Raw genomic sequence first — 21408 nt, 5'->3', positions numbered from 1 at the left:
AGTGGTTATGTCGGCGACATTAAATTCGGTGCCCGGTGGTAAGCGTATAAGCGTCTATGTGACAGCTGCTTTAATTTTAGTGCTATTCGCACTCATGGCGTTTGATACCAAAGTCATTAGTCTTACGGAGCTTGAGAGCGAGGCGGGTTTTTCACCACAGCAATTTGCTAAGGAAACCTTTCCTGAGATTCAGGCGTATGTCGAGAATAATGCCGTAGATGCATCGGTATTGGCGCCGGAAGTGCTCCAGGATGCTGGCGCGGCAGGTGGTAAATACGGCGTGGCCGCAAGCATCGGTCATATTGTACCGGTCTCTTTATCAGGCGTTGCTGTAGAGGGACAGGGGGGCACTTACACCCTTGATGTTGCCGATGTGCCTTCAGATATCGCCATTCGTGTACAAACTGGCCCAGCTATTAATGGCACAACGCTGAGAGATACAACCGGCAATATTCAATTTGGTGACTTCACCAATCAGATCGAATACCAGGATGTCGGTGCAGCACTCAATGATGAAATGAAGCGCCAAGCGCTTGCGGATATTTCCGGGCAAGATTTAACTGGAAAAACGTTAGAGGTCGTCGGCTCCTTCACCATGATAAATCCCAAAAACTGGCTAATTACTCCCGTGAGTATAGCGATCATTGAGTGAGGATCGTCTATGAGTATCGATACATCAACAGTGGAAGTAGCTCCGGTAATTCTTTCTGCACGCAATATTGAAAAGCGTTTCGGTGCCGTGCAAGCCCTCAAGGACGTGAACTTCGATATATATCGGGGGCAGGTGACAACGCTTTTTGGCGAAAATGGAGCGGGTAAGTCGACGCTGATGAAAATCTTGTCTGGCGTCATTACTCAGACGAGTGGCGAAATTGTTTTGGAAGGAGAAAGTGTCAGCTTTTCTTCGCCGTCGGATGCCGAAGCCTTGGGGATTGCCATTATTCATCAGGAGTTGAGCCTGGCCCCTAACCTTAATGTGCGTGACAACATTTTTATGGGTCGCGAGCTGACTAAAGGAGGGGGTAGTGTCGACTATAAAGAAGAAGCGCGCCAGGCTGAGCTGCTAATGGCGGAGCTTGATGAACCCATCCACCCGCTCACTCTGGTCGAAGACCTGCGCGTGGGGCAGCAGCAAATCGTTGAAATCGCTAGAGCACTGTCCAAGAACTCACGGATTTTGATTATGGATGAGCCGACCTCTGCCTTGAGTGCGACGGAAGTAGAAACGCTTTTCAAAATCGTCAAGGACCTCAAGAGCAAGGGCGTGTCGATTGTTTATATTTCCCACCATTTGGAAGAAGCATTACAGATTACCGATCATGCCGTTGTGCTGCGCGATGGTGTGATGACGGCTTATGCTCCGCGCTGTGACATCGACCTGCAGTGGATTGTGAGGCATATGGTGGGAGAGAGTTTTGATCTTGGTTCACCGCCAACAGGGTACGAGCTGGGTGCCAGCGCGCTATCTATTCAGAATCTGTATGTAAGCGACGATAAAGTCGCAGGTCGTTATGTGGTCGAGGACTTTTCGCTGGACGTGAAGGCAGGCGAGATTATCTGCATTTACGGGCTGATGGGTGCTGGCAGAACGGAGTTACTGGAGTGTGTGGCAGGGCGAACCCGACAGTCCCAGGGAGATGTTTTGCTCAACTCACATGATGTCTCGCATTACAACATTGCACAACGAATAGAGAGAGGGCTGGTACTGGTGCCTGAGGATCGTCAGCGTGATGGATTGGTTCCCACCCTGTCAGTTGGCAGGAATCTGTCGCTAGCCAGTATCCGTGCATTTACTCACAAAGGTCTGACGTCATCCAGCCTGGAGGCAGGAATGATCGGTTCAGCAATTGATAAGGTGCGCATCAAGACAGACGGTGGCGAAGCTGGCATCGGTTCATTGTCCGGCGGCAATCAGCAAAAGGTGGTGATCGGCAAAATGTTGGCGACTGATCCTGACGTCATCATGCTAGATGAACCAAGCCGTGGCATTGATGTAGGCGCCAAGGCTGAAGTGTTCAAATTATTGAGCCAGGGAGCGCGACAAGGTTTGGCGGTGGTTTTCACAACGTCTGAAGTCAGTGAATGCTTGAGTATACCGCATAGGGTGCTGGTGATGAGCAAGGGGCGAATCACTGCTGAATTCGGTCCTGGCGTATCGAAAGATGAAATTATGGCTGCTTCCGGTGAATCAGTTGCTGCGTAATTATTAAAAATAGGTGTTTAACCATGTCTCATCATAATAACAATGGCGTACAAGCAGAAAAAAAGCGCATTGACTTCGTTAAGATTTTGCTCGAAGGAAGAGCTTTTTTTGCTTTACTTGCGATCATCATCGTCTTCTCCATCCTTTCGCCGGTTTACTTCTCGACGGGTAACTTTTTAACCATGTCCTCACACGTGGCTGTTTTTGGGCTACTAGGTGTAGGCATGCTATTTGTCATTCTGACCGGTGGTATCGATTTATCGGTTGGCTCTACACTGGCTCTTAGCGGCGTGTTCGCGGGAATGCTACTTGAAGGGGTTGAAATTGAAGCGCTTGACTTGGCTTTCTTCCCTTCAGTGTGGGTCGTTGTGGTGCTTACTTGCTTACTAGGCGGGGTAGTCGGGGCTATCAACGGTGTGCTCGTTGCCTATTTCAAGGTGCCAGCTTTCGTGGCCACGCTGGGTATGTTGTATGTTGCACGCGGGGCCGCCCTGTTGCTGACGGATGGTTTAACTTTCAATAGTTTAAGTGGTGATCCTGCGCTGGGTAATACAGGGTTTGAGTGGCTTGGTTTTAATAAACTGCTCGGTATTCCCGTGGGCATCTTGATCCTTTTCAGCGTTGCCATGATTTGCATGTTGGCGCTTAGCCGCACTCCTTTTGGTCGGTGGGTCTACTCTACGGGCGGAAACGCACGAGCTGCAGAGCTATCCGGGGTGCCGGTAAATAGAGTGAAGCTATCTGTCTATATTATTTCCGGGGTATGTGCCGCCATCGCTGGTATTGTGCTTGCCTCGCAGTTGACCTCTGCTGGGCCTACAGCAGGCACAACCTACGAGCTGACCGCGATTGCGGCCGTTGTGATTGGCGGCGCCTCGCTTATGGGTGGGCGTGGCACGATTCGTAATACTTTATTGGGCGCCTTTGTCATTGGTTTTCTCGCCGATGGGCTGGTCATCATCGGCGTGTCTGCTTATTGGCAGATGGTCTTCACGGGCAGCGTTATTGTCTTCGCTGTCATGCTGAATAATGTGCAGTACAGTGCTAACAAAAAGCCCTCGAAAAAAGCTGATAAAGAAAAGATAGAAACTAAAAAAGAAAGTTCTAGTGCAAGCGCTACTTGACGTAGCCTTGTTTAGAAGTGTGACCTGATTGGGTCTGTATAACCAAGAGCTAACAATCATAACGACGAGGTGATGAACATGCTTCCCAAAAGCAAGAAAGTAATTTTTACAGCACTGGCCAGTGCCTCTATGCTCTTTAGCGGTGCTATAGCAGCTCAGGAAAAGGGGCTCATATCTATCATTGTCAATGATATGTCAAACCCTTATTGGCAAACGGAAGGAACGATTGCTGAACAAACGGCAGAGGAGTTGGGCTATGAAGCAAATGTAAGCTCTCATGTCGGTGATACCAACACTGAAAGTAATCAAGTCGATACGGCGATTACCAATGGCGCTAAAGCGATTATTCTAGACCCTGCAAATGCGGATGGTTCTATTGGCGCTGTGCGAAGAGCTGTTGATGCAGGAATCCCCGTGTTTATTATTAATGCCGAGATTAATCAGCAAGGATTGGCCAAGGCACAACTTGTATCCAATAATGCACAAGGGGCTGCGTTAGGGGCGCAACAGTGGGCAATGCAATTGGGTGGTGAAGGCTCTTATATCGAGTTACAGGGCCCGCCTTCTGATAATAATGCCGCGACAAGATCCAATGGCTACGAGACAGTGCTAAGCCAGTACCCAGACCTTAACCTTGTGGCCTCTGATATCGCTAATTGGGATCGTACGGAAGGTCGCAATAAAATGCAGAGCATGTTGCGCTCCCATCCTGATATTAAGGGCGTGATCAGTGGTAACGACGAAATGGCCTTAGGTGCTATTGTCGCCCTGAAGCAAGAGGGTTTGCTTGATGATGTATTGGTTGGTGGATTTGATGGTTCGCCTGATGCGGTTGATGCGGTTCGTGCGGGTGAATTGGCCTATACTGTCCTACAGCCGGTAGCTGTTTTTGCTGAAGAGTCAGTGAGAATTGCCGATCGCTATATCAATACCGGAGAAACCGGTCTGGATAGTGAAAAGCAACTGTACGACTGTGTCCTCATCACGCCGGATAGCGTTGATAATTACACATCCCCTTTTGTATTAGAGGGATAAATCGAAAGATAGTCTTTCTTCGAGGCCAGTCAGCGTTGATGCTGGCTGGCTTTTTTGTTGAGAGGAAGAGTCAATGATATTTAACTTTGGTTCCATAAATATTGATCATACATATCGTGTTGCCTATTTTGTTCGCCCTGGTGAAACGTTGGAAAGTAATGAATACAGTGTTGGTTTGGGGGGGAAAGGCGTCAATCAATCATTGGCGATAGCGCGTGCCAAGGGAGCGGTCAGTCACTGGGGGCGCGTTTCATCAGTAGACGCCTGGGTGGTGCCTGAGTTGGAGTCTGCGGGTGTCGGTGTGCAAGATGTCGAATTGACCGCTGAGCCGAGTGGGCATGCGATTATTCAAATTGATGCACGTGGTGAAAACGCTATTCTTTTATTTTCAGGCGCTAACCATGGCTTTACACCGGAACGCATGAAGGCGCTTGTTGCGCAAACAACGCCTGGTGACACAATGCTTATCCAGAACGAGTGCAATGGGCTTGATCAGCTGATTCCATTGGCAGTGAGCCATGGTTGCAAAGTGGTATTTAATCCTGCGCCAATGACCTCGGGGGTATCGTCGCTGCCTCTGGACCAATGTAAGTTACTATTCTTTAACCGTACAGAGGCCGCCACTTTATTGGAAATGCCATTAGAGTCGAGTGCTTCCGATTTGCTAAGACGTTTTAATGAAACGCTGGGAAGTGTCGAGGTGGTTCTTACGCTTGGCGGTGAGGGGGCCTGGTATCAGTACAACAGTGAGGCTTATTTTCAACCGGCCTTAAAGGTACAGGCCATCGATACAACGGCAGCGGGTGATACCTTTGTCGGCTACTTCCTGGCGGCCCGACAGGCGGGTCTTGAGCCACCGCAGTGCCTACAAAGGGCAACAGCAGCTGCGGCGCTTGCGGTTCAAAGGCGGGGTGCGGCCAGTAGTATTCCGATGGCAGAAGAAGTTGATAGGTTGATGTGTCAACAAGAAGCACTATAGCTTGTGGCGGCGACTGTTTTTAAGAACTTCCTTAGCTGCTCTATCTTTGAATCTTGAGGCGGCCGGTGGCAATTACGCCCCGGCCAGGCCGGTTCACTAAGAGCCATATCCGAATCAGGATACTCCAAAATCAGCGGACTGCTCACGCCATAGCGCCGCCTCGTGGCGCAGGGTGCTGGCGAACAAGGCGATATCGTTGGGACCTGCCACGAAACGGTAGCCGCTATTTTTCAAAGTGGCGATATCGCGACCGGGCCCGGTGATGGTGCCCATCCAGCGCCCGCTATTGCCGATGCGGCGCTCCAGACCCTCAATCAGGCGGCGTACCTCAGGTGCCTCGAGCTGTTCGAGTAAGCCCATTGAACCCGCTAGGTCGTTGGGGCCAATAAACAGCATATCGATGCCCTCGACGCCGGCGATCGCCTCGACGTTGTCGGCCGCATCGACATGCTCGATCTGAGCGATCAACAGCAGGTCGTCGTTGGCCTGACGGGCATAGTCGCCGAAGGCACCGTAGCCCGAGGCGCGCACGATCGGCGCCGCATAACCGCGCTGACCCTGGGGAGGGTAGCGGCAAGCATCGACGACGGCGCGGGCCTGCTCGGCGCTGTTGACCATCGGCACCATGATCGAGCGCACGCCCATGTCGAGGACCTTCTTCAGATAGGCCGGATCGTTGGCGGGGATGCGCAGGACCGCCTCGCCACCAGCGGCTTCGATGGCGCGGACCAGGTGCGAGGTATGTTCGAGGCTCGATACGCCGTGCTCGTTGTCGATCAGGATGGTCTTCCAGCCGGCCCAGACGGCCACTTCGGCCAGTTCGGGGCTGGCGCTTTCCAGCCATAGGGCGCTGATGGTTCGGCCCTGCTGCAGGGCGAGTTTGGTGCGGTTGCGATGGCTCATGAATAGGTTTCCGTTTCCGAAGAGTTAGAGAGATCAGGATGGCGGCGGCGCTGAACACTCTCATAGATGCCGCGGGTTAGCAGCAACGCCCAGAGGAGTAGAGTGAGTGCGCCTAGTGCTGCCGCCCAGGGACGATCGAAGAAGGTCAGCAAGTCGCCCTGGGCCTTCATCATTGAGGTCATGAAGTTTTCCTCGACAATTTTGCCGAGGACGATACCCAGTATGGCGGGGGCTAGTGGAAAACCATTGGCCTCCATGGCGTAGCCCAGGATGCCCAACGCCAGCACTGTCCAGATGGCTATCACCGAGTTGGTGATGGCATAGGCCCCCACCAGCGAAAACAGCAGCACAATGGGCATCAGCACCCGGCGCGGGATACGCACCACCTGGCTGGAAATCATGATCACCAGCAGGCCTGCGGGGATCATGGCGAGATTGCTCAGCGCGAAGGCGCCGTAAAGGGTATGTACCAGTTCCGGCGACTCGGTAAATATCTGCGGCCCAGGTGACATCCCGTTGAGTAGCAGGATGCCGATGGCAATAGCCGTGACGCTATCGCCGGGGATGCCGAACACCAGCGCCGGCGTCCAGGCCCCGCCGATGGCGGCGTTGTTGGCGCTGCCGCCATCGGTCACGCCCTCGATGTAGCCCGTGCCGTAGCGTTCGGGATGGCGCGAGAAGCGCCGCGAAACCGCATAGCAGATCCACGCGGCGATGTCCGCCCCCGCGCCGGGCAGCGCGCCGATCAGAGTGCCCAGCACGCTGGAGCGGGCGATGTTGCGCTTGAAGCGACGCAGCGTGCGCCATGCCTCGCGCAGCGCCTGGGCAAACGGTTCCTGGGCAGCGCTGGCGGGTTGCTCGCCGCGCCGTTCCTGGGCGCTGCGCAGGATCTCGCTGAGGGCAAACAGGCCGATGATGGCGGGTATGAAGCTGATCCCGTCGAACAGTTCGTAATAGCCGAAGGTGAAGCGCGGGTGGCCGACGGCCACGTCGATGCCGATCGTGGCGATGAACAACCCCATGAACAGACTGGCGAAGCTCTTGGCCACGCTGGAGTTGCTGGTCAGTACCGCGCAGCTCAGCCCCAGGCAGGCCAGCCAGAAGGTTTCGAAGCTGGAAAACTGCACCGCGACACGGGCCAGTTGCGGGGCGATGAGCGCCAGCAGGGCGACCCCCACCAGCCCGCCGATGCAGGCGGCGAACAGCGACACCATCAGCGTCGAGCGCGAGCGTCCGGCGCGGGAAAGCCGGTGGGCGTCCTCGACGTAAGCCGCGGAGGCGGGCGTGCCGGGGATGCGCATCAGGGTGCCGGGGACATCGCCGGCGAAGATCGCCGTGGTGGTGGTGGCGACGATGGCGCTGATCGCGATCAGCGGATCCATGAAGTAGGTGAACGGCACCAGCAGGGCCACCGCCATGGTGGCGGTCAGGCCCGGCATGGCGCCGATGAAAGTGCCGTAGAGCGTGCAGGCGGCGATGACCGCCAGGGACGCGGGGCTGAACAGGGTGGCAAGGGTCGAGGCGCTCATGGAATCACCAGGCCAGTGGCGTCAAAAGGCCCCAGGGGAGCGGGACGCGCAGCAGCGAATAGAACAGCAGGTGCACGCCGATCACCAGGGGCAGGGCCAGCAGCGCGGCACCCGTGACACGCAGCCCGAATACCCGGCCCGTGGCGAAAACCGCCAGGAAGGAGGCGATATGAAAGCCCAGGGGGGCGAGCAGCAGGCCGTAGCCGCATACCACGACCAGCAGGGCCAGGGGGCGTGCCGCCGCCCACCGGCCCGATGGCCGGGCCGGCTCGGTCGGGGTGCTCTGTGCCGGCCGCCGGCTCCGCGGCCCCAAGCCAATCGCCGCGCCGCAGACCATCAGGCCGATCGCCGCGATGGCAGGAAACAGGCCGGGGCCATACTCCAGCCCGGCCAGGGTCGGGAAGGTCGAGGCGCGCCACAGCACCAGCGCGCCGAACAGGACCAGCAGGCTACCCGACAAGCGATCATTGTGGGACATGGATACCTCCGGGAGCGATGCGCCGCGCTCACTGGGCGAGGCCGATCGCCTCGATGACTTCGCCCAGTTGGCGGTCGGCCTCGGCGAGGGTTTGGGCGGTCTCGTGGCGATCCTCGAACACCACCTGGGTACCGCGGCTACGTTTGAACTCGGCCCAGTCCTCGCTGTTCACGGCGGTCTCGATCGCCTGCTCGTAGGCGCAGGCGATCTCGTCCGGCAGACCGCCGGGACCGCTGACCGTCACGAAGGCACTCAGTGTCCAGCCGCTCTCCAGGGTCTCCGCGGTCAGGGGCACCTCAGGCATCTGCTCCATCGGCGTATCGCTCATGTAACCCAGCGCCTTGAGCTCCCCCTGTTCGACCAGGTTGCGGGCTTCGGCGAGCGCCGGTGTGGCGACATCGACGCCGCCCGCCATCAACTCCTTGAGTGCCGGCCCGGCCCCCTGGCTGGGGATCCAGCGAATGGCGTCGGGGGCCAGTCCTTCGGCCTTGAGCATGCCGGCCAGGGCGAGATGCCAGATGCCCCCCTGGGCGGTTCCCGAAGCGGTCAGCTCACCTGGGGTCTGGCGTGCCTCGTCGAGCAGGGCCCCGAGCGAGTCGTAGGGCGAGCCCTCTTGCACCAGAACCCCGGGCGAACTGCGATTGATCAGGGCGATGGGCGTGATGTCCCGGTACGTCAACGGCGTCAGGCCGATCCAGTGCATGGTATCGATCTCGACCGTGGCGGCGCCGATGGTATAGCCGTCCGGCTTGCCACGGGCGAGCGTAGTATGGCCGACGACACCGTTACCCCCGGTACGGTTGACGACGTTGAAGGGCACGCCCATTTCTGCCTCGAGCAGGCTGGCCAGCCGACGTGCGTTGGCATCTGTGCCGCCGCCGGTGCCCCAGGGAACTACGAAGGTGACGGCACGCTCGGGTTGCCAGCTGCAGGTTGCAGGGTTATCGGCTGATGCGTGGGTAGCTGCTAATGAGGCCCATAGGGCCAGTGAGACAGTCATTATCGTTGTCGAATTTGTGCTCATCATGCTGCGTGCTCCTGGCCGTGGCGAGGGATATTGACGACGTTTTTGGGTAGTTTTTGGGATGCCTCCATGATTGTTTTTCTACATAGTTCAATCGATTGAATAAATACAACTTTGGTCGTTATGGTGCTGTAGTTTCGTGTTTGTAAGGCTTGCGATATCACTAAAAAGTTCGCTATGAGAGTATGTTATCCATAATTCCAAAAAATAGAGCGCGTTCCGGCGCCTATCACTCATGGGAGTTGAGATTTTTATATGGCAAGCCGTCCGACACTTAAAACTATCGCCGATCAGGTAGGCGTTACCGTTTCCGCAGTCTCATTGGCTTTGCGTGATGATCTGCGAATTTCTCAAGCGACCCGAGAGCGTATACAACAGGCTGCGAAGGAGCTGGGTTACGTCTATAACCGGCATGCGGCGGGGTTACGGCGAGGCGATAGTGGCACTGTAGCGGTATGCCTTAATGATTTGAGCAACCCTTTTTTCACTGAATTCCTTGGGCACATGGAGGCACGCTTCCGTGAGGCGGATCGTATGATGTTGTTCTGCCATGCCCATGAAACACCATCGATCCAGGCACGCTTTATTCGTCAGATGGCCGAGCATGGTGCCGCGGGGCTGATTCTGGTGCCTGTCGCCGGTACTACCCGAGAAGATCTTGATGGGGCTCAGGTAAGGCATTTACAGGACTTTCCACTGGTGCTGATCTCCAGGGATGTCGCTGATACTGGGTTCGATCGAGTCATCAACGACGATGTGCTAGGTATTCGTCTTTTATTCGAACACTTATATGAAGCAGGGCATCGGCGCTTTGCATGGTTTGGTGGTGGCGGTGATACGTCCACTGCCCGAGATCGCGAATGCTCCTTCCGACAGCAGATGGATGCTGCCGGTTTGCCTGTTACACGTGATTCGGTTCATCACGGGCCAACGACGCTGGAATTCGGGGACGCTATGCTAGAGCGGCTGCTTACGATGCCGGAACCACCGACCGCAATTATGTGTTTTTCGGACATTATTGCCTTTGGCGTGCTGGCGGCGTGCTATCGGCATGGAGTGCGACCAGGTGTGGATATTTCTGTCACCGGTTTCGATGATATGGCGGCGGCTGCCTACTCGGCACCCGCATTGACCAGTGTGCGGGTTCGCACTGACCTAATTGGCCAGTGTGCCAGTGAGTTGTTGCTTTCTCGTATGGCGGGGGAGCGATATCCGCCGATTCGAAAGGTGGTGCCGCCCGAGCTGGTTGTGCGGGCGAGTACCGGGCCGGCAGCATGAGATTTGCACTCACCTGACCATCACTACGGCTAACATAGCAGTGATGATAATCGAACGTCCTTAAATGGGCGCCCATCGACCCGATCCTGAGCTAACTACCTACACTCATGGCCCACGTGATTAGCGTTAGGGCGTCACTTTGGATCAGCCTCTTGAGTTGAAAAGGTTTAAATTACTTTGCAGCAAAGAGCCGGAACGGCTATTTAAGCGTCATCGTCAACCGTCTGTGGATTGACTCAGGTAGCGAGCAAACATTTAGGCTGCCCGCTACCTAAGCGTATCCAGAGGTTAGTTAGTGACTTACCTTAGCCCTTGGATCCTTTTGTGATTTTCCAGAGTCATCGCTAAAGCTTCTGCCGCTTCCTTGCCTTTGGCTCGGAAATGGCCATGGAAAAAATCATGATGTGTGCTGTGCTCATGGAAATGGTGGGGTGTCAGGACAACGGAAAGGATCGGAATTTCGGTTTCCAGTTGCGCTTGCATCATGCCTTCGATGACCGCTTGAGCAACGAATTCGTGTCGATAGATGCCGCCATCAATGACAAAGCCTGCCCCCACAATGGCGCTATAACGGCCAGTTTTGGCGAGTAGTTTAGCCTGAAGCGGGATTTCGTAAGCCCCTGCAACTTGGAATATCTCTACTTGGTCAGCGGAAAAGCCATGCTCGCTGGCAAGTTGAGCAATGAATGCCTCTCTGGCTTGAGTGACTATATCGTGATGCCAAGACGCTTCGATAAAGGCAACGCGAACTGATGAGGAGTGTTGGGTCTGATTCATGGTCATCCTATGGGGATTGTTTACCAGAACCAGGGCATGAGGCATCCAATAGCACAGTACCCGTATGCGTTGAAACGCAACGGGTAATATCACTAGGAAACCTTCTCTTTTATCCGGACTATGACCGTCGGCTCCGGAGTCTCACCGAATCTGCTGTCCTCAGCCGTTAGGTTACCCCCTTTGGCGGAGCGCTCGTGGGCTTGTCCGCATCAAGATATGATACGGCATCACCACCGGTGGGGACTTGCACCCCGCCCTGAGAAAGTTCGCCATTAACGGCGGAAAGCATTATACGCTGACTGCCTGGAGTGTGTAGAGGCAGCCTTAAAAATTAATTTAAGGCTGAGGGCAGACCCATTGGACGTTTATAGAGATCGACAGGCCCTGGACGCTTCCCGACATCCCAAGCCGATGCCATCAGTGGTAAGCTGGCGGACGCTTAGCAGGTTAATGATTGAGACGGTGGCAACTTTTTTTGAGCTAAGCGGCTTAAAACGTGCCAGAAGGCTTGGCTCCATGATGGCCAATCTGCTGGCCTCCTCCAGAGGGACTCATGTGGCAGTACCTGACGCTATGCGTAATTTTTTAAGCGGTTCTTTTGGTGCTGGCCGTTCTGGCAATGTTTGCCGAACTAATTCATCGACTGACAAGTAACATAAGGACTCGCCATGCTCTCGCGTATGCTCGCGCCATTGTTTCGTTACTTTGAAACGCGCGTTGATCCCTATCCCGAAGGCAACGTGACGACGCCTCCCAAGGGACTGGCGGCGTTCATATGGCATTTTTCCCGCCCGGTTTGGCCGCTGTTGCTGCTGATGTCGCTGTTCACCGGCCTGGTCTCTGCCGCCGAGGTGGTGTTTTTTAGCTACATGGGCGAGCTGGTGGATTGGCTCGGCAACGTGGAGCGGGAGAACTTCTGGGCCGAGCATGGCCTGTGGCTTTCCGGAGTAGGGATTCTTGTGCTGATTGGCCTGCCGCTGTTGGTCTTGGCGCAGTCATTGGTGACGCACCAGAGTATCTTCGGCAACTACCCGATGATTGGCCGCTGGCTATCGCATCGGCACATGCTCAGCCAGAGCCTGGCGTTTTATCAGGACGAGTTTGCCGGGCGGGTGTCGCAGAAAGTCATGCAGACGGCGCTGGCGATTCGCGAAACCGTCACCAAGGTAATGGACCTGCTGGTCTATGCCATTGTGTACTTCACCGGTGCGGCGATTTTACTGGGCCGTGCTGATCCGTGGCTGCTGCTGCCGCTGGGGCTCTGGTTGGCAGGCTATCTGGCAATCATGTGGTTTTTCGTGCCGCGCCTGAGGGATGTTTCCATGGCCCAGGCGGATGCTCGTGCCCAGATGACCGGGCGCGTAGTGGATAGCTATAGCAATATTCAGACCATCAAGCTGTTTGCCGACACCCAGCGTGAACAGGACTACGCCAAGGATGCCATGGAAGGTTTCATGGGCACCGTGCACCGTCAAATGCGCCTCGTCACCATCATGAGCGTGTGCCTGACACTGCTGAATACGGCACTGCTGGTGGGCACAGCGGGGATGGCGATCAGTGCCTGGTACCTGGACGCGATCTCATTGGGTGTGCTTGCCATTGCCATCGCGCTGGTCATGCGGATTCGTTTCATGTCGGACTGGATTTTATGGGAAGTCGCCGGCCTATTTGAAAACATCGGTACGGTGCAGGACGGCATGAACACCATCGCCCAGGAGCCTACCGTTCGTGATACACCCAACGCCCAGGCGCTAAGCGTTCCTCATGGAGCGATTGCTTTCGAGGCGCTGCGCTTCGGCTATGAACAAGCCAAGGGCGAGAACAGAACCGTGTTCGACGGTTTGAGTCTGAATATTGCCCCGGGTGAGAAGATTGGCCTGATCGGCCGCTCCGGGGCGGGTAAGTCGACCCTCGCCAACCTGCTGCTGCGTTTTTACGACCTTCAGGGCGGGCGCATTGTTATTGATGGGCAAGACATCGCCGGGGTTACGCAAACCTCGCTGCGCCACCAGATCGGCATGGTGACCCAGGACACGTCGTTACTGCACCGTTCGCTGAGCGATAACATCCGCTACGGTAGCCCCCATGCCAATGACGACGACGTCTGGGAGGCGGTATGCCGTGCCCATGCGGATACCTTTATCAATGATCTGGTCGACCCGAAAGGGCGGCGTGGGCTGGACGCCCATGTAGGCGAGCGGGGCGTCAAGCTGTCCGGCGGCCAGCGACAGCGCATTGCGATTGCCCGGGTGCTGCTCAAGAATGCCCCGATTCTGGTGCTCGATGAGGCCACCTCGGCGCTGGACTCCGAGGTGGAAGCCGCCATTCAGGAGCAGCTTGATACCCTCATGGAAGGTAAAACGGTGATTGCGATTGCTCATCGGCTGTCCACCATTGCGATGCTCGACCGACTTATCGTGGTCGATGAGGGGCGGATTGTCGAAAGTGGCACGCATGCCCAGTTATTGGAAAAGAATGGCATTTATGCGCGTCTCTGGCGTCGGCAATCGGGTGGGTTCATCGGCCTTGATGTCGATGCTGTTAGCCCCAATGGTTAATGTACCGACCATTCTGTCCAAAGAGGTGTTCATGCAAGCGATTCAACTCAATCAGCCCGGCGGTCTCGACAAGCTAACGGTAGTGGATCAAGCCGAGCCCGGCGAGCCGGGGAAAGGTGAAATTCGTGTGCGCTTGCACGCCAGTTCGCTGAACTTTCACGACTACGCCGTGGTAGCCGGGATGATCCCCACCGAGGAGGGGCGTATCCCCATGTCGGATGGCGCCGGGGTTGTCGACGCCGTCGGTGAAGGCGTGAGCGAGTTTTCCGTGGGCGACCCGGTGGTGTCGACGTTCTTCCCCGGCTGGTTGGAGGGCCCGGCGCGGGTCGGCGACTTCCGTACCACTCCCGGCGATGGCATCGATGGCTATGCGCGCGAGCAGGTTATCGCGCCTGCCACCTCGTTCACCTATCAGCCGGCTGAATACAGTCACGCCGAATCAGCTACCCTGACCACCGCTGGCCTCACCGCCTGGCGCGCATTAGTCGTCGACGGTGGCCTGAAAGCTGGCGATACGGTGCTGGTGCTGGGTACCGGCGGCGTTTCCATCTTTGCGCTGCAATTTGCCAAGATGATGGGCGCACGGGTCATCGCCACATCGTCCTCCAACGAAAAGCTCGCGCGCCTGCGTGAGATGGGGGCGGAGCACACCATCAACTACAAAGAGACGCCCGAGTGGGGGAAAGCCGTCAAGGCGCTGACCGAAGGCGAAGGCGTTGATCATGTGGTGGAAGTAGGTGGCTCAGGCACGTTGCCGCAGTCGATCGATGCGGTCAAGATCGGCGGTCATATCGCACTGATCGGCATATTGACCGGCCGTGAAGGGGAAATCCCCACCGCCAAGCTGATGGCCAAGCAGGCCACCCTGAAAGGGTTGATCGTGGGCAGCCGCCGCGACCAGATAGAAATGATTCGTGCCATCGAAGCCAATGGCATGCGGCCGATTATCGACCGTGAATTCCCGCTGACCAAAATCGCCGATGCCTTCCGTCATCAAGAATCCGGCGAACACTTCGGCAAGATCTGCCTGACATTCTAGTCGAGCGATAACCCCCAAGACCTTGCGATCAGGCCTTAGTGCCTGGTCTTGCCTTGCACCAGCGCCGCCCTCACGGGCGGCGCTGGTGCGTTAAGCGTTTACTCGTCGTCTGAGGGCAGCTCAGCGCTATGGTAGACGTTTTGTACGTCGTCCAGATCGTTCAGCATGCCGAGCAGTTTTTCGAACATGGCCACATCGTCGCCTTCGACCGGCGTGGTGGTTTGCGGCAGAAACTGAATTTCATCGGCCTCAAACTCGATGTCGCCGAAGGTGTCCAGCAGCGCCTGCTTGGCCTTGGCGTAGTCGGTATGCGGTGCAAACACGGTGATGCGGCCGTCTTCATGTTCGATGTCGGTGACGTCGACATCTGCCTCCATCAGTGTTTCCAGCACGGCTTCCTCGTCGCTACCGGCAAAAGCGAAAATCGCGCAGTGGTCGAACATATGGCTGACGCTGCCGGGGGTGCCGATTTTGCTCTTGGTCTTGGTAAAGCAACCGCGAACGTCGCCGAAGGTGCGGTTGGGGTTGTCGGTCAAGCACTCGACAATCACCATGGCATTTCCTGGGCCGAAGCCCTCGTAGCGCGCCGCTGAAAAGTCTTCGCCGCCCGCCCCGCTGGCTTTATCCAGCGCCTTGTCAATCACGTGAGAAGGTACCTGGTCCTTCTTGGCACGCTCCATCAGCCCGCGTAGCGCCAGGTTGCTATGGGGATCGGTGCCGCCCGACTTGGCGCAAACGTAAATCTCGCGACCGTACTTACTGTAGACCTTCGTCTTGGCATCGGCCGTTTTGGCCATGGATTCTTTACGGTTCTGAAAAGCCCTACCCATGTTGACGTCCTGTAATTAGTGATTCTCCCTGCTGATCAGGGGTGTCATCAAAAAAGCCAAAGTTTACCCAACAGAATATCATGCTAACAGCCTTATTTGCTCAAGCGCAGACGTCGTCTGGATGGTTTTGACGTACACTGTGCGGGTCGCCATTGGCTGGCGGCAAAAGGAATAATCAACGATCAAGGAGAATCACATGCCATTCTCGCTATGGTTGTCGCTGGCGGCGGTATGCGCCATGGGCGCCATGTCACCGGGACCCAGTCTGGCGCTGGTGCTGCGCCATACCTTGGGTGGGGGAAGACTGGTGGGTGTGACAGCGGCGTTATGCCATGCCGGTGGCGTTGGGCTTTATGCACTGCTTACCGTGCTGGGTCTGGGCGCGCTGATTGTGCAGTGGCCGGCCCTCTTCCAGTTGATTACCTGGGTAGGGGCTGCATATCTTGCCTGGCTGGGCATTAAAGCGCTGCGTGCCGGTAGCGCCGGGGCGATGCAGCAACAGGCAATGGTCACGTCCGGCGCTAGGGCCGCCAGAGAGGGCGTCTTGGTGGCGCTTGGCAATCCCAAGCTGATTCTTTTCTTCGTTGCGCTGCTCAGCCAGTTTGTCACGCCCGATATGAGCCTGGTCGCTAAAGCGCTCATCGTGGTGACGGCCATGGTCATTGACGGGGGGTGGTACGTGCTGGTGGCCGTTGCCCTGTCGCATTCAAGCGTGCTGCCCTGGCTTCAGCACCGTGCCCATTGGATCAACCGGGTGACCGGGGTATTGCTGCTGGCATTGGCGCTTCGCGTGGTGGCCGGTCCGCTGGTCTAGATCGGCATTGGCTGGCTCGAGGAACTGGTGCGTTGGGCATAGAAATGGCATGGTAAGTGGCGAGGCGTTCCAGGGGGAAAGCGGCAGATGACACTTTACGATCAGGATTGTTATAACCACATGGGGCAGCCGTTTAATCTGCGGGCGTTGCAGGGGCAGGTGTTGCTGATCGTCAACGTCGCCAGCCGCTGTGGCTATACCCCGCAACTCAAAGAGCTGGAAACGCTTTACCAACGCTATCGAGATCGCGGCTTCACGGTACTGGGGTTTCCCTGCGACCAGTTTGGCAAACAGTCCCCGGAAAGCGCTGAGGCCTTTTGTACCTTTGGCGAGCAGCAATACGGCGTCACATTTCCGCTCATGGAAAAAGTGCGGGTTAACGGCGGTGACGCTCACCCGCTGTTCGTCCTGTTAAAGCGTGAGGCGCCCGGCATGTTGGGCACAACAATGATCAAATGGAATTTTACAAAATTCCTGGTCGGGCGTGATGGCAAGGTCATTGCGCGCTTTGGTCCCCGAGATCATGGCCGCTCGTTACGGCTACGCCTGGAACGCGCGCTCGACGAGATTTAAGTCTCGCCGCGGGCGACCATCACCCGGTTCATCAGCTCGTTCCAACGGTGGCGAACCATCATGGTCGTCAGGCCTGAAAAAAGCGCCCAACTCTTGCGCCGCCAGCCTGTTAAACGCAGGTTGTGGCTGACCAGTTGCTGCATCAGCTTGCGATCATTGAACTCACGCCATTCGCTGGCAATGGACAGTTGGTGGCGGGCCATCACCGGCGCCATCTCCAAGCGGAACATCCATTCAAGCTCTTTGAAGGTCATCTCAAAGCGCTGAACGACCTCAACCATCTGGGCGTAATCGCGTTCACTTGGCTCGCGGTCCAGCCATAACGGGGCCAGTGCCAACCACAAATCGCCACGTTCATCGACTAGCTGCTGTGCGTTCATTAACAAAGCCTCACGGGCGGTCAGGGATAAAACAATATCCTGACGTGAAAGGTCCATAAGCTCAATAGCGGACAGCGCCGCCCGAGACCGCTAGAATAGTGCCACTGATGAGCTAAACACGTTATTTTGAAAGCGAGGTTCCCTTTGATTATTAAACCCAAAGTACGCGGCTTTATTTGCACGACCACCCACCCGGTTGGCTGCGAGCAAAACGTTCGCGAGCAGATTGAAGCTACCCGCGCACGCGGTTTGGACAAGAGCGCCGGCCCTAAAAAAGTGCTGGTGATCGGGGCTTCCAGCGGCTACGGCCTGGCGGCGCGCATTACCGCGGCGTTTGGCTACGGGGCGGATACCCTGGGCGTGTTCTTTGAAAAGCCGGCGACTGAGAAAAAGCCTGGCACAGCGGGTTGGTACAACAGCGCAGCGTTTGACAAATTTGCCAAGCAGGAAGGCCTTTACAGCAAGTCGATCAACGGCGATGCGTTCTCCCACGAAGCGCGCCAGAAAGCCATTGAACTGATCAAGCAGGACATGGGCGAAGTCGATCTGGTGGTCTATTCGCTGGCATCGCCGGTGCGCAAACTGCCGGATAGCGGTGAGCTCAAGCGCTCAAGCCTCAAGCCGATTGGCGAAACCTACCGCGCCACCGCGATCGACACCAACAAGGACGCCATCATCGAAGCCGAGGTGGAGCCCGCGACCCAGCAGGAGATCGACGATACCATCACCGTGATGGGTGGCGAAGATTGGGAACTGTGGATGGATGCGCTGGACCAGGCCGGTGTGCTCGCCAAGGGCGCGCGCAGTGTGGCGTTCAGCTATATCGGCACTGAGATCACCTGGCCGATCTACTGGCACGGCGCGCTGGGCAAGGCCAAGGAAGACCTGGACCGTGCCGCCGCGGCAATCGATACCAGGCTGAAAGAGACCGGTGGGGGTGCCAATGTGGCGGTACTCAAGTCGGTGGTCACCCAGGCCAGCGCGGCGATCCCGGTGATGCCGCTGTATATCGCCATGGTGTATCGCATCATGAAAGAGCAGGGCGTCCACGAGGGCACGATCGATCAGCTTAACCGCTTGTTCGGCGAGCGGCTCTACGCCCCGCAAGACGGTGAGATGGCCACTGATGACGTCGGCCGTCTGCGCCTGGATGACTGGGAGTTGCGTGACGATATCCAGAAGGCCTGCCAGGACCTGTGGTCGGAGGTCACCACCGAGAACCTGTTCGAGATCACCGATTACGCGGGCTACAAGCACGACTTCCTGAAACTGTTTGGCTTCGAGCGTGATGATGTAGATTACGACGCCGATGTTGACCCGATGGTCGACTTTGATGTTGTCAATCTATAAACCGGTCAGCGCTAATTGGTGTTGCGACCGCTAAGTGTTACAGAAACGTCGGGCCTGGGAGCTCGGCGTTTTTGCATTTATACGTCATGTTTTGTTTACCACGACGTAGCCACTGCCTTTACCCAGGCAATTGGTTAAGATGTCGGTTTGTTTTCGTCACGGCGGTTTTCCATGCAGCATAACCCAGTCAACTCCCCCAATGCCGCGTCACGACGGCGGGTAGCGTTTGTGCTGCTGCCGGGGTTTTCGATGCTGGCGCATGCTGCCGCGCTGGAACCTTTGCAAATGGCCAACCAGCTCAGCGGGCAGATGCTTTATCAAACCGTCACGCTGAGTATGGATGACGAATCCGTCCGCAGCGGTGCGCAGCTTTCCGTGCTGGCGCAGCATACCTTGGCAAGCACGCCTGGGCCGCTTGATTTATTGCTGGTCTGCGCCCCTACGCCGCTGCCTTATGCACTGCCCGCCAAGCTCAATGAATGGCTGCGGGGATACGTGGGGCGCGGCGTGATGTTGGGAGGGCTGGCGGGTGGCACCGAGGTGCTGGCGCGCTGCGGGCTGCTGGAAGGTTACCGCGCCACGCTGCCCTGGCAGCGGTTCGACGCCTTTTCCCAGGCCTATCCGCAAGTCACGCTTTCCCAGCAGTTGTTTGAGATTGACCGCGACCGGCTTTCCTGTGCAGGTGGCACCGCGGCGATGGACATGATGCTGACGCTTATCGGTCAGCATCACGGCGCTCGCCTGGCCGAGCAGGTTTCGGAACAGTTCGTTTGCGACCGGATTCGCCTGGCGGACGAGCGCCAGCATGTGCCGCTGCGTAGCCGTCTGGGTCACGCGCCGCAAAGCTTGGTGGATGCCGTGACGCTGATGGAAGCCAATATCGAGGAACCGCTCTCTACCCTGGAACTTGCCGAGCATCTGGGAATATCCCGGCGCCAGTTGGAGCGGTTGTTCAAAAAATACCTGCAGGCGGTGCCCAGCCGCTACTACCTGGACCTGCGTCTTCAGGAAGCCCGCAAACAGCTACGGGAAAGCGACCTGGCGGTAGGCGATATTGCCTTTGCCACCGGCTTTTCTTCCGGGGCACATTTTTCTACCGCCTACCGACACCATTTTGGCATGACACCGAGGGAAGAGCGCCTGAATTAAAGGGATTAGGTTAGATGGATCAGGTTAATGTATCCACGATGCCACCTTCCACGCGCAGGGCGGCGCCGGTGGTGGCGCTGGCTTGGGTGGAGGCTGCATAAACACTCATGCTGGCGACCTCTTCGGGTGTCGCCAGGCGCTGAATGATGGAAGAGGGACGGTTCTCCTGCACAAAGCGCGCTTCCACCTCCTGCTGAGAAATGCCTTCTTTTTCTGCCATTTCACGAATCATATTGAGCACCCCTTCAGAGCGGGTTGGCCCCGGCAGAATGGCATTGACGGTCACCTGTGTGCCGCTCAATACCTTGGCAAGCCCCCGCGATACCGACAGCAATGCTGATTTGGTCATGCCGTAATGGACCATTTCGCTGGGGATGTTGATGCCCGATTCACTGGACAGGAACTGGATGCGGCCCCAGTTGCGCTCACGCATTCCCTGGGCGTAATGGCGTGAAAGGCGCACGGCGCTCATGATATTAACGTCGAAGAACTGCTGCCAAGTGGCGTCGTCGACCTCAAAAAAGTCCTGTGGGCCGAAGATGCCGACGTTGTTGATCAGGATGTCGGTGCTGGGCTGTTGTTCGATCAGCGTCTGGCAGCCTTCAGCGGTGCCCAGGTCGGCGGCCACGCCCGTCGCCTTGGCGTTGGGAACGTCTTTCTTGATGGCCGCGATGGCCTCGTCAATACGTGCCTGGGTGCGCCCGGTGATGACGACATCGGCACCTGCATTGGCCAAACCCTGGGCAATCGCAAAGCCGATACCTGCAGTCGAGCCGGTAATAATGGCGTGCTTGCCGTTAAGATCAATCTGCATGGGGTGTGCTCCTCTCTTACTGAGTATCAGTACCTCGCTACACAACGGGTAACTTTATAGCTTGCTAATGAGTGTGGTGCTCTTTTAGGTTTCTTCAAGGGGGAGGTCTTCAATTGATCAGGCTTTCAGTCGCTTGCTGAGCACTGAGCCAGTAAAAGGGGCCTTGCGACCCTCCTTTATGACTCGGCATCCGGAGGCATCACCACCCACTCCGGTTCCTCGAATTCGCCGATCAGGCGGATCTCGCAGCAGGGGGCCGCACGGCGGATGATCTCCTTGATCTCCGGGTTGGGCTGGGTTTCCATGGCGTCGCGGCTGGCCTTGCTGTCCCAGTGGGCAATGGCGATCAGGGTGCTGGGGTCGCCAATCTTGCGATGCAGCTCGGTGCCGCGTGCCCCTGTCGCCTGCTGGATGAGCTGGCTGGCGCGGACCCAGGCGTCGGCGTAGTCCTCGGCGCGGTAGCCGTCGCGGATATGCACTTCAAAGATATATTTCATGGCGCTTCTCCCTGTTGCTGCTGCTGAAACTTTCGATCCTGGGCCAGTGTATCCCGCCCACCCGTCCCTAACTG

The 21408-nt window shown here is 56.8% G+C and carries 21 protein-coding genes and 1 riboswitch; of the genes, 12 read left to right on the top strand and 9 right to left on the bottom strand.

Features of this window, described 5'->3' with window-relative positions; translation table 11 throughout:
• Positions 1 to 7: 7 nt before the first annotated feature.
• The 5 genes from B7L15_RS04920 (at position 8) to B7L15_RS04900 (ending at position 5341) form a co-directional block, all read left to right on the top strand.
• Complete coding sequence (locus B7L15_RS04920) at positions 8 to 652, top strand: DUF2291 family protein (RefSeq protein ID WP_233337363.1); 645 nt, start codon at positions 8 to 10, stop codon at positions 650 to 652.
• Between the two features lie 9 nt (positions 653 to 661).
• Positions 662 to 2203 (top strand): sugar ABC transporter ATP-binding protein, encoded by a 1542-nt coding sequence (locus tag B7L15_RS04915; protein WP_085917884.1) that lies wholly within the window; start codon positions 662 to 664, stop codon positions 2201 to 2203.
• A 23-nt stretch (positions 2204 to 2226) separates the two neighbouring features.
• Complete coding sequence (locus B7L15_RS04910) at positions 2227 to 3327, top strand: ABC transporter permease (protein WP_085917883.1); 1101 nt, start codon at positions 2227 to 2229, stop codon at positions 3325 to 3327.
• 78 nt (positions 3328 to 3405) lie between these two features.
• On the top strand, positions 3406 to 4362 hold the full coding sequence (locus B7L15_RS04905; protein ID WP_085917882.1) for a D-ribose ABC transporter substrate-binding protein: 957 nt from the start codon (positions 3406 to 3408) through the stop codon (positions 4360 to 4362).
• 73 nt (positions 4363 to 4435) lie between these two features.
• Positions 4436 to 5341, top strand: a complete 906-nt coding sequence (locus B7L15_RS04900) for a ribokinase (protein ID WP_085917881.1) — start codon at positions 4436 to 4438, stop codon at positions 5339 to 5341.
• A 114-nt stretch (positions 5342 to 5455) separates the two neighbouring features.
• Here B7L15_RS04900 and B7L15_RS04895 read toward each other — a convergent pair whose 3' ends face one another.
• From B7L15_RS04895 to B7L15_RS04880, 4 genes are read right to left on the bottom strand one after another with little or no spacing between them, the layout of a single operon-like run.
• Entirely contained in the window at positions 5456 to 6244 is a 789-nt protein-coding gene (locus B7L15_RS04895) for an HpcH/HpaI aldolase family protein (RefSeq protein WP_085917880.1), read from the bottom strand.
• On the bottom strand, positions 6241 to 7773 hold the full coding sequence (locus tag B7L15_RS04890) for a tripartite tricarboxylate transporter permease (RefSeq protein WP_085917879.1): 1533 nt from the start codon (positions 7771 to 7773) through the stop codon (positions 6241 to 6243). Before B7L15_RS04890 ends, B7L15_RS04895 begins: the two co-directional genes overlap by 4 nt.
• A 4-nt stretch (positions 7774 to 7777) precedes the next feature.
• Positions 7778 to 8251, bottom strand: coding sequence for a tripartite tricarboxylate transporter TctB family protein (locus B7L15_RS04885; RefSeq protein WP_085917878.1), 474 nt, complete (start codon positions 8249 to 8251; stop codon positions 7778 to 7780).
• Positions 8252 to 8279: 28 nt separating this feature from the next.
• Positions 8280 to 9278, bottom strand: coding sequence for a tripartite tricarboxylate transporter substrate binding protein (locus tag B7L15_RS04880; protein ID WP_085917877.1), 999 nt, complete (start codon positions 9276 to 9278; stop codon positions 8280 to 8282).
• Positions 9279 to 9530: 252 nt separating this feature from the next.
• Here B7L15_RS04880 and B7L15_RS04875 point away from each other — a divergent pair, with 252 nt between their 5' ends.
• Entirely contained in the window at positions 9531 to 10553 is a 1023-nt protein-coding gene (locus B7L15_RS04875; RefSeq protein WP_085917876.1) for a LacI family DNA-binding transcriptional regulator, read from the top strand.
• A 300-nt stretch (positions 10554 to 10853) separates the two neighbouring features.
• Here B7L15_RS04875 and B7L15_RS04870 read toward each other — a convergent pair whose 3' ends face one another.
• Entirely contained in the window at positions 10854 to 11330 is a 477-nt protein-coding gene (locus B7L15_RS04870) for a 6,7-dimethyl-8-ribityllumazine synthase (protein ID WP_085917875.1), read from the bottom strand.
• A gap of 97 nt (positions 11331 to 11427) precedes the next feature.
• Positions 11428 to 11598: riboswitch (FMN riboswitch) on the bottom strand.
• A gap of 400 nt (positions 11599 to 11998) precedes the next feature.
• Between B7L15_RS04870 and B7L15_RS04865 the strand changes: the two genes are divergently transcribed.
• Together B7L15_RS04865 and B7L15_RS04860 are read left to right on the top strand one after the other, a co-directional pair.
• Positions 11999 to 13888 (top strand): ABC transporter ATP-binding protein, encoded by a 1890-nt coding sequence (locus tag B7L15_RS04865; protein WP_085917874.1) that lies wholly within the window; start codon positions 11999 to 12001, stop codon positions 13886 to 13888.
• Between the two features lie 31 nt (positions 13889 to 13919).
• A complete protein-coding gene (locus B7L15_RS04860; protein WP_085917873.1) occupies positions 13920 to 14927 on the top strand; it encodes a zinc-dependent alcohol dehydrogenase family protein in 1008 nt (335 codons plus the stop codon).
• 98 nt (positions 14928 to 15025) lie between these two features.
• On the opposite strand, the gene B7L15_RS04855 is transcribed toward B7L15_RS04860, so the two are convergent.
• On the bottom strand, positions 15026 to 15757 hold the full coding sequence (locus tag B7L15_RS04855) for a YebC/PmpR family DNA-binding transcriptional regulator (protein WP_085917872.1): 732 nt from the start codon (positions 15755 to 15757) through the stop codon (positions 15026 to 15028).
• A gap of 196 nt (positions 15758 to 15953) precedes the next feature.
• Here B7L15_RS04855 and B7L15_RS04850 point away from each other — a divergent pair, with 196 nt between their 5' ends.
• Together B7L15_RS04850 and B7L15_RS04845 are read left to right on the top strand one after the other, a co-directional pair.
• Positions 15954 to 16571 carry a LysE family translocator gene (locus B7L15_RS04850; RefSeq protein WP_085917871.1) on the top strand — a complete coding sequence of 206 codons (618 nt, stop codon included), beginning with the start codon at positions 15954 to 15956 and terminating at the stop codon, positions 16569 to 16571.
• An 87-nt stretch (positions 16572 to 16658) separates the two neighbouring features.
• The gene (locus B7L15_RS04845; protein WP_085917870.1) at positions 16659 to 17144 is read left to right on the top strand and encodes a glutathione peroxidase; all 486 of its coding nucleotides are present in this window, start codon (positions 16659 to 16661) and stop codon (positions 17142 to 17144) included.
• Here the strand turns inward: B7L15_RS04845 and B7L15_RS04840 are convergent.
• The gene (locus B7L15_RS04840; RefSeq protein ID WP_085917906.1) at positions 17141 to 17524 is read right to left on the bottom strand and encodes a DUF7079 family protein; all 384 of its coding nucleotides are present in this window, start codon (positions 17522 to 17524) and stop codon (positions 17141 to 17143) included. The genes B7L15_RS04845 and B7L15_RS04840 overlap by 4 nt on opposite strands.
• 144 nt (positions 17525 to 17668) lie before the next feature.
• Here B7L15_RS04840 and fabV point away from each other — a divergent pair, with 144 nt between their 5' ends.
• Both fabV and B7L15_RS04830 read left to right on the top strand, forming a co-directional pair.
• Complete coding sequence (gene fabV, locus B7L15_RS04835; RefSeq protein ID WP_085917869.1) at positions 17669 to 18874, top strand: enoyl-ACP reductase FabV; 1206 nt, start codon at positions 17669 to 17671, stop codon at positions 18872 to 18874.
• Between the two features lie 171 nt (positions 18875 to 19045).
• Positions 19046 to 20023, top strand: coding sequence for a GlxA family transcriptional regulator (locus tag B7L15_RS04830; protein WP_176243635.1), 978 nt, complete (start codon positions 19046 to 19048; stop codon positions 20021 to 20023).
• Between the two features lie 19 nt (positions 20024 to 20042).
• Here B7L15_RS04830 and B7L15_RS04825 read toward each other — a convergent pair whose 3' ends face one another.
• Positions 20043 to 20837, bottom strand: a complete 795-nt coding sequence (locus tag B7L15_RS04825) for an SDR family NAD(P)-dependent oxidoreductase (protein ID WP_085917868.1) — start codon at positions 20835 to 20837, stop codon at positions 20043 to 20045.
• A gap of 176 nt (positions 20838 to 21013) precedes the next feature.
• The gene (locus tag B7L15_RS04820) at positions 21014 to 21334 is read right to left on the bottom strand and encodes an antibiotic biosynthesis monooxygenase family protein (RefSeq protein ID WP_085917867.1); all 321 of its coding nucleotides are present in this window, start codon (positions 21332 to 21334) and stop codon (positions 21014 to 21016) included.
• Positions 21335 to 21408 lie beyond the last annotated feature (74 nt).

This window comes from Halomonas sp. CSM-2, from assembly GCF_002119345.1.
GTDB lineage: Bacteria > Pseudomonadota > Gammaproteobacteria > Pseudomonadales > Halomonadaceae > Vreelandella > Vreelandella janggokensis.
This window is presented reverse-complemented; position numbering and strand designations above follow the sequence as displayed.